The organism is Variovorax sp. FW305-3-2-15-B-LB1 (assembly GCF_058787635.1).
In genome coordinates this window covers 25,980-32,380 of the sequence record NZ_JBYSZY010000068.1, presented here as the reverse complement: position 1 = coordinate 32,380, position 6,401 = coordinate 25,980, and the positions used below count along the sequence as shown (strand labels likewise).

5 protein-coding genes are annotated in these 6,401 nt (G+C 62.7%); all 5 read right to left on the bottom strand.

The genetic code is table 11. From position 1 onward, the window contains the following. Nucleotides 1-717 precede the first annotated feature (717 nt). Nucleotides 718-1,521, bottom strand: a complete 804-nt coding sequence (locus tag AC3WQR_RS28090) for a hypothetical protein (protein ID WP_492745158.1) — start codon at nt 1,519-1,521, stop codon at nt 718-720. After that, nucleotides 1,518-4,115 carry a hypothetical protein gene (locus AC3WQR_RS28085; protein ID WP_492745156.1) on the bottom strand — a complete coding sequence of 866 codons (2,598 nt, stop codon included), beginning with the start codon at nt 4,113-4,115 and terminating at the stop codon, nt 1,518-1,520. Before AC3WQR_RS28085 ends, AC3WQR_RS28090 begins: the two co-directional genes overlap by 4 nt. Nucleotides 4,116-4,247: 132 nt before the next feature. After that, the gene (locus AC3WQR_RS28080; protein ID WP_492745154.1) at nt 4,248-4,649 is read right to left on the bottom strand and encodes a plasmid mobilization protein; all 402 of its coding nucleotides are present in this window, start codon (nt 4,647-4,649) and stop codon (nt 4,248-4,250) included. A gap of 577 nt (nt 4,650-5,226) precedes the next feature. After that, nucleotides 5,227-5,829 (bottom strand): hypothetical protein, encoded by a 603-nt coding sequence (locus AC3WQR_RS28075; protein WP_492745152.1) that lies wholly within the window; start codon nt 5,827-5,829, stop codon nt 5,227-5,229. Further along, nucleotides 5,826-6,257, bottom strand: coding sequence for a hypothetical protein (locus AC3WQR_RS28070; RefSeq protein WP_492745150.1), 432 nt, complete (start codon nt 6,255-6,257; stop codon nt 5,826-5,828). The genes AC3WQR_RS28075 and AC3WQR_RS28070 overlap by 4 nt, the downstream gene beginning before the upstream one ends. Nucleotides 6,258-6,401 lie beyond the last annotated feature (144 nt).

Genomic DNA, 6,401 nt, shown 5'->3' with positions numbered 1-6,401 from the left:
GGCATGGGGGGTTCGCGGTGGACTGCGGAGTGCAGCCGCGCGGACCAGCCCGGAAGCCGCAGCCCCGGCCACAGGCCGGGGACCGGGTGAGGACTGGGAGCACGAGCGGAGCGCAGCAGGCCAAGGCCGCAGGCCGGCCGCGAACAACACTTGCCGAAAGAACCCCGCCGGCCCCCCGCCCCGGGGCACCTTTCTCCGCCGCCGCGCAGCAGGCGGCGGAGGAACTGATTGCGCGCAGCGCATCGAGCCAAAGGCGAGCTGCCGCAAAGCGGCGTGCAGGCCGCTCTGCGGCGTGCACTCTTCTGGAGGGATGGCCAGCGCCGGGAGGGATCGCAAGGCGATGCCTCCCAAGAGCGTGCGTCATGCGATCGGAACCGAAGGCCGAGACCGAAGGGCTCGGGGGCGAAGCCCTGAGAGCGCGGTCGGCGAAGCCGAGACGCCCAACGACAATGACCGACGCTTGCTCCAACCTTCGTCCATCGTCGGTCGAAACTTGTCCGAACCATCGGCCAACTCGCGACTTGTACGAACCTTCACCCAACCTTCGTACAACTCTGTCACCGAGGCTGCGGGTCCGACGCCAAGCAACTTTCTCGAAACGACAGTTGGCCGAACCTTCGTACAAAATTCGGCCAAGCAAAAACCTGCCCGAAGCTTGGCCGAAGGTTCGGCCAAGCCTGTCCGAACGCTCGGCCAACTCGGCAGCAAGCTTCACGGTCAGGCTCCGCCGAGCCCGAGCCCGAGCCCGAGCCCGAGCTTGAGAAGCATGAATGCTTCCCCTAACACAGCTGCACCAAGCCAGATCGAAACAGAGCGCAGCAGACGCGTGGTTCGCCGCAGTTCGCCGCGAGTCGCCTCTGCAGCAGCGTCTGCGCGGGCGCGCGCAGACGCTGCTGCTCGACGTTTGGCGGGAATGGCTTCCAGCTCCTGGACGAACGCAACGTAGCGGTCACGGATCTTCATAGCCGCGTCTTCCGCGGTAAGCGTCGTCGGGGCCAACTCGTGAGCTACAGCGATGGCCCAGGTCATCGCTTGTCCGACTCCCGCATCCGGTTCGTGTTGGAGTGCTGCTGGGGCCTGCTGCAGGTCATACAGGCTCATCGTGTTGGCCAGTGCGCCTCCACCCTCGAAGTCAGCGTCGGAAGCCGCAGAGACTCTCAGCAGCAGCAGCAAGTTCGTAGCAAAGAAAGCCACGTCGTGGTCGTGATCGGCGCCAATGAGCTGGTGCGCGACTTCATGCAAATAAATGCAGACCAGGGAGCGCGGCGAACGGTGGAGCATGCGGTTACTGATACTGACGCGCCTGTCGGGCGCGTATTCCCGCGGGAGTGCCCAGCCGTCCCAGCACCCAGTCGGCCTGAGCTCCATCGGGTACGTGTAGCGGAACCGGCACGCCGCGACCACGGGTGTGAGCAGCCTGGTCACCCAGCCGGCCGGAGGAGCGGGCTGCACCTGGAAAACCGGCACCGGCAGTGCCAGTGCCTCAACCTTCTCGAGATTCGTGGCCACGCGGTGGTTCATGCACGACCCGGACGCTCATGAGAGGTGTCGTCGTCCGCGTCGGTATCGTCCAGGCCGTCGGGCCAGAGCTCGGCGGCAGCCTGGTTTCTGGCGAGCGCCGCATCCTGAATGGCCTCTTCCAGCTGAGCCTTCTCCCGCTTGATTCGCTCTTCGTGGTCCTTGATGAATTGCATGCGCGCGGAGCCCACAGGCAAAGCGTGGAAGGCCTCTTGTTCGGACGGCGGCACATAGTGCACCTCGTGCGCATGGAGGAGTTTCAACCGACGTGCCGCCGCCAGATACTGTGCCCTGAGCTCGGAAGCGCGCTTCGCGTCGGTCGTGTCGAGGACCGACGGCATTTGCCCGATGTCTTGCGCCTGAGCGGCGGCCTCTTGATCTGCAGCGGCCTGCCCAGCCGACGCGTGCGCTGCCTCGGCTGCGGCATCGGCCATGACACGAGCCTCCGCGAGAGCGTCGAGCTGAAGGCGAAGCGGATGTTCATCAGGAACATGGCGCGCAGCAGTTGCCACGCCGCGAGACCACTCGTCCGCGTTTTCGCGCGCCTTGTTCAGGGCTTGAAGCGCTTGCGGTTGGTCTTCAGGCACGACGGCGGCAAGGGCAAAGCTGGCGTCACGCAGTCGGCGCAGATGGTCTTCGCCAACGTCGAGCAGCTTCGCACCCTCGCGTTTTGCGCGCGCGGCGTCGCGCTCCTTGTCGAGCGCAAGAGCCCGGTCTGCTGCGTCGAACCCCTTCACCGCGGCGTCTTCGACGCGATCGGCGTGTTCAAGATCCAAGCCCGCTGCACTGGCCGCTGCACGTAGCCTGGCAAGCTCCGCGCGCGTTTCCGCGAGTTCTTCCTTGAGCAACTGGATGAGGGCATCCCTGCCGTCTTGGGCCGGCTCTCCTGGCTCGCCCGTCACCATGGTGCCGGGAGGGATAGAGGACGGTCCCCACAGGCCGCCGAGCAGGCGCATCAGGAGCGACCTGAACGCCTCCAAGATTCGGCTCAGCCATCCAGGGCCGAATTCGATCGGAGCGAGTTCGCCAGGCTCGCTCTTGGCTGCTGGCGGCCGTGGGCGATCGAGATCCACGCCGGCGGCCGCGGCCCCCACGGCGGTCTTCTTCGGCACTGCATCGAACCGCAACGAGTCCTTCAGCGATGGGCGTGCGGGTGTGGCCACTGCTGGAGGGGGTGTCGAGGTGGCGGCTTGAGACGGATCAGGAAAGGTCATGTCGGATTGCTCCTGGTGGTGGTTGAACTCATTGGTGACGCGGGCCTGTACTTGCGCTCGCTCCAAAAATTGATCGATGACGCTGGGTGCGGTCATCTGCGCCTTCCGCTTCCGCTTGGAGGCGGAGGCGGGCTTGGTATTGGTTGGATCTGCGCCCGTGCGGTCTGCGCGGCTGAGATCTGCGTATGGGCCCACGCCCACGTCGCCGCTGCGATCAGGACGCAGAGGGCCGCAGCTGCGGTGATCGGCACCAGAACGAGCCAGCTGAGAGCCCGCAAGAGGCGCTGGCGCGCCTTCTTCAGGTCCGATGTGGCTTGGGCTTCGATCGCGCTGATCGAGGCGCGCAAAGCTTGCTGGTGCGTCTGAAGCTGCTCGGTCATCTGCGCGGTGGACTGGTCCAGCAGCGCGCCGAGCGTCCTGGTCTTCCTCATGAGCTGGCTGAGCTGTTGATTGAGCTCGGCTAGCGCCTTCGCCTGGCGCTCGATCTGCACGTCCATCGAGTGCGTCAAGGGCGAACTCGGACTCGACCGTGAGCCCGGCGTCGGGGCCATAGCGCTTAACGTTGAAGCGGGCTCGAGCTGTCGAATGGACGAGGAGGGTGTGGCGGCTTGCGCGTGCACGTTCGAGATCGACTTCTCCGCCACGGCCGGATGTGCCGATGGGGTCAACGTCTCCCAGGCCTGGTCCAGATAGGCCAGCGGATCGGGCTCGATCGCCTTCGAGCCATTTGCCGGAGCTGAAGGACTCATGGAAGAACCCACCCTTCAGTCGCAGCGGCCGGGCGCCGGGGGTCAGACGAATCGAGACGAATTGCTCCGAGACTCGGGTGAGTTCTCCACCGCCATTGGCGGCGAGCTTCCGCAGCGCGGCCAGGATCGAATCGCGGTCCGTCAAGGCGCCGTGACGCAGTCCGGATGCGATCCATGCTCCGATGCGTTCGCGCTGCGTCGGTGCTGCCGCCGGCAGCCCGGCACGAAGCGCTGCGGCTGAGATGAAGGCCTCGTGTTTGAGCGGCTGAACATCCTTCATGCGCCGCTCGTCGTCGGGCCGAGCCAGACCTAATCTGTAGTTCCAGCCATCCCGCCAAGCGTCGAAAATTGGCTGCCAATTTGGCGGCGCACAGTTGAAAGCTTTGCCAGTAACCTGGTCGACGCATGCAACACCGATATGCACATCTGTCCCACCGTTGGGGCGAATGTGTTGCACTGCTGTCCACGCAAATCGGCGATCCGAATTGAAGCCAGGAAATAGCACGTTGGCCGACAGGTCGTCCAGCATCATTTCCAGCTCGGCCGCAGTTGGCTTTTCCATTGGGCCAAATCCGAGATAGCCCGATCGATACCTCGTCTTGAAATTCAGTGATGCGGCCACGGCTGCCATCATGTGTGGGTCGCCTCGCAGAATTTTTACGCCCACCCGAGCGACTCCCTTGGCATCTAAAGCTTGCAGGACGTAATTCGCAAAATGCCTTGGGTCTCCGCGCCCGTGATCCAGCCAGCCGACGTACATGGAAATTCATTTCAAGTGCGCCTGGAAGATTTCTGCCAGCGCGAGTTCAATTTGCTTGAGGCTGCTTGCAGCACTCACCACGTCCAACGGCGTGCCGATGACGTTCTGGCTATTAAGTCGATGGGCCACCTGGTTGAGCGAATTCCCGGCCTGGCTCAATTGAAAGAGGAGGTCTTGGTCGACCTGGGCATAGCGCCGCCGCGACAGATCGGGCCGGCGGCGGCCAGGGGTAGCGCGGCCAGTGGCGCGCACCTGCGGGCCGCCAGAGACGAGACATGCCCTGAGGAAGTCGCTGACCGACAGGCCAGAAACGGCCGCCGCCTGGCGGACCTCCGCCGCCTCAGTCGCGGTCAGACGCGCCTTGACCGGCGCGTCTAGGGGTTCGTCGTGGGTCAGCGGGCGAGCCACGATTCAAGCTCCGTAGGGGCGGTGCGCGCAGCGCGCCAGCAGGGTTTCAGGGGGCGCAGCCCCATGACCAGCCACCGGGAACAGAACGCAGTTCTGGGCCACGGTGACGGCTGGTTTCTCTCTGTGGTGAACATGGGGAAGCACTTTGCCGGCAGCTCGGCACTCTCCAAACCCCAGGAATTCGGGCGCGAGGGATGCGCTGGTGCCGGACGCCTACCGGCGCCCTGAATGACTCGGCGTGGCCTGAAGATCAGGCCAATGCCAGTAGCTGGCCAGCCTGAAAATCAGGCCAAGGGGAAGGGACGAGAGGCAGGCAAGCGGGTGGCTTTGCCACCCATTGCGCCTACCGGCGCTGGCGCCTGCGGCGCTCGATCGAACTCAAGCACCCACCCCACCAGTTCGCGCAAATGATCGCGGGCGGGAGTTGAGAGTGAGCGGATCAGCTGCCGAATGGAGTCATCCAGCGGCGCCGGCAAATCTTTTAATTCGGCCCTTGGAACGCCAAACCGACCGGGCTCAGAGCGTAGAAGGCCGAGCGCGATTAACAATGCGGCATGAACGCCCATAGTCAGTCATTTCAATCCGCGGCAACTATCTTCCCCTCCATTTTTCCATCATTCCAGACAAACCCGGGCGCCGGCTTGATGGAAATAGAAGCTCCACTTTTGTTGATTTTTTCAAGAGCATTTTTTGTCGCATCAACGTCGTCATTCTTCAAAACACCAGCAATCAACTGGGCATGCTGCTGAATTAGAGTGGGCACATAGTCAATCGACACCGTGCAGATCAATGCGCCACCTATGGTCAGCTCAAATTGCTCGACAGCAATATAAATATTCGATACTCCGCGAATATCGCCATACGATGGTGATCTTCCTTTAAAGGAAAATCCTTGTCGAAATTTTCTAATCAGTCCCTCGCCCTCCAAAAGAGTCAAAGAAGATGAGATAGTTGATCTGGACAAACCCGATTTATCAGACAGCGATCTATGCGATATATCGCATTTGCCGGTGTTGAAATCCGCCAACTGCTTGATGACAGACAACACTGTGAATGCGCTCGCGCCTATTTTTTTGAGCCTGCCTGAAGTGATTAAATTGCGATGCAGGAGCGAGTAAGTCGTGTCCATGACTCTCGGCACCACAGCGGGGAACTCCACCGCTGGCGCGGCGCGGCTCACAGCACGGCTCCTGTATCGACAGGCCCGGAAACCCCCTTGCGTGGTCTTCCGCCTTTTCGCTTGCCAGCGTGGCCAGCGCCACTGCTGATGCGGTCCGCTTGCGTTGGCCCAGGCGAGGGGGCGTCCATGCCTAGCCAGGCGCGCATCTGCCCAACTGTCCAGCCGATGCCTCGTCCGTGCCTGAAAGCCGGCTCTGGCAGTCGGCCTGCGGCGATCCGGTACTGGATCGCGCCGCGGTAGATCCGCAGCCGCCTGCGGTACTCCTGCTCGTCACCGGACTCGCGCACATGATCAATGCGAGCGAGGAGTTCGCGCAGATCGGGCCAGAGCTGGCCAACCTCAAATTGATCCAGCAGCACCCCGGCCGCCAAGCTCGGCAGTTCTCGACGAACATTGATCTGACTAAGATCTTTTTTCTGTTTTTCCATCCAGTACCTCACAATCAAACACAAGACGAGAGGAACAGATGGTCGAGTCCACAGATGCGCCGCCAAACCCCAAGAATTCGACCCGTGGCCGGCGTGCAAAACCGCCCAGCGCAGATCGCTTGGATAGGGCCTTCTTGACTCACA